We start from the raw sequence: 1,724 nt of genomic DNA on the forward strand, positions 1-1,724 counted from the left end.
CGGCGGGGGCCGGGGGGTCGGTCCACACAGCAGGACGGCAGGACAGCTAGGCACCAGGGCAGCGGGACACGCCGCCTCTCCGACGGTCACGGGGCCGTACGGCGGGGCGGCGTTGTCGTGCGTCGCGGCCGGTTCGTCGGCGGAGCGGGCACCGACAGCGCCGATTCGCATCAGTGTTCTGCCCGACAGCCCTCGACCAACCCTCGATCAGCCTCGACCAGCCCTCGACTTTGGTCACCCTTGCTTCCGCGCCCCGGCCAGGTCGCGCCGCCCAGCGCTGCGCCGTCCGGGGGTGACCCGGCATGGAGCCCGATTCCCGACGGTAAGACGACCTTCGGATCATCGCAGGAATCTGTCCTGCTCCAGACCGAGGGAAGTGAACGGGATGCAATGTCATAAACCCGGGCACCGTGCCTCCGCACGGTGCGTTTCCGCACTGCTGGCCGCCGGTGCGCTGCTGGCTGCCGCCGCCGACCACCTCGGGGGCACCGCGGTCCGGCCGGCGATCCGGACGGCGGCGCTCGACGTGCCCTCCGTGCCGATTCCGGCGCCGCTGCCCGACGTGCCGAACGCCGTAGGTGCCCCGGTGCGACCGGCCCCGGCGGAGGCTGATCCGCCGACACCGGCGTCAGCGCCACAACCCGCCACCCGGGGCTCGCAGCCGGCACGTCCCGCAAGCCGTGCCGCCAAGACCCCCGCCGGGCATCAGAGCGCGCCGACGGCCCGCCCGAAGCCCGCGTCGCAGTCCCGTCCGGCCGCGCGCCGCCCGGCCCCGGACCGGCACGCCAACTCCTACCTGCTGGCCCACCTGCCGCCGGCGAAGAACAAGAACGCGGCCGCCGCGGTCCACGAGGCGCTGTCCCTGCTCGGCGTCCCCTACCGCTGGGGCGGCACCACCCGCGCCGGCGGCTTCGACTGCTCCGGCTTCACCCAGCACGTCTGGGCGGCGGCCGGCGTCAAGATCCCGCGCACCGTACGCGCCCAGGCGCACGCCGGAACGCAGATCCCGCTGAGCAAGGTCGAGCCGGGCGACCTCGTGGTCTTCTACCCGACGCAGCACCACGTCGGCGTGTACGTCGGCAACGGCCTGGTGCTCGACTCCCCGCACTCCGGCTCCTGGGTGCGTCCCGACCCGGTGCGCTCCATGCCGGTCTCGGTCGTGGTGCGGGTGCACGCCTGAGCGGAAGCGGACGCGGCGAACAGGGCTGATCTCGGCGGCGGTCATGGCCGCCGAGAAAGCCCCGCCGCCACAATGGACACCATGACTACAGCCGTGGACCGCGCCTACCGCGACCTGAGCCCCCTGGACGTCAGAATCCAGACCCACCGCCGGTACAGCGAAGCAGCCCACGACGTCGAGGCGGACGTCCTCACGGCAGCCGCGATCACAGCCGCCGGTCCGCCACGCCCACGTTCGGCCCAACTTTCCTGCGATTTCCCGCCCCGGATGTTGACCGCCGGCGGCCGGGCGGCGCATCCTGAGCGAGATCCGTTGGCGCGCGCTACCTATTTAGGGTGGTTAGCCCCCTTGGTAGGGCGGGGCCCTAAGTGGCGCCGTGTGATGATCTGACTAAGAGCGACCGAGGATAGGCGTTACTTCAGGCGTCGAGTGGTGGGTCGTGTGTCCCATCGGTAGCGGGTGCGGGCTTCCCGGATGAGGGCACGGACGGTGACGAACGCGGCGGCGAGGTAGAGGTAGAAGTCGACGACCCGGCCGTCGCGTT

The 1,724-nt window shown here is 72.2% G+C and carries 1 protein-coding gene and 1 pseudogene; one reads left to right on the top strand and one right to left on the bottom strand.

What is annotated here, in order from left to right:
- Positions 1-385 precede the first annotated feature (385 nt).
- Entirely contained in the window at positions 386-1,180 is a 795-nt protein-coding gene (locus GWK61_RS59140; protein ID WP_194922262.1) for a C40 family peptidase, read from the top strand.
- Positions 1,181-1,593: 413 nt separating this feature from the next.
- On the opposite strand, the pseudogene GWK61_RS54410 reads toward GWK61_RS59140, so the two are convergent.
- Positions 1,594-1,724: pseudogene (locus GWK61_RS54410) on the bottom strand (IS5/IS1182 family transposase); the annotation flags it as partial.

The organism is Catenulispora rubra, assembly GCF_015356825.1.
Taxonomy (GTDB): domain Bacteria; phylum Actinomycetota; class Actinomycetes; order Streptomycetales; family Catenulisporaceae; genus Catenulispora; species Catenulispora rubra.

Bases quoted from the DNA above. Each gene is read 5' to 3' on its own strand.
- GWK61_RS59140 (WP_194922262.1), top strand. From the start codon at position 386: ATGCAATGTCATAAACCCGGGCACCGTGCCTCCGCACGGTGCGTTTCC.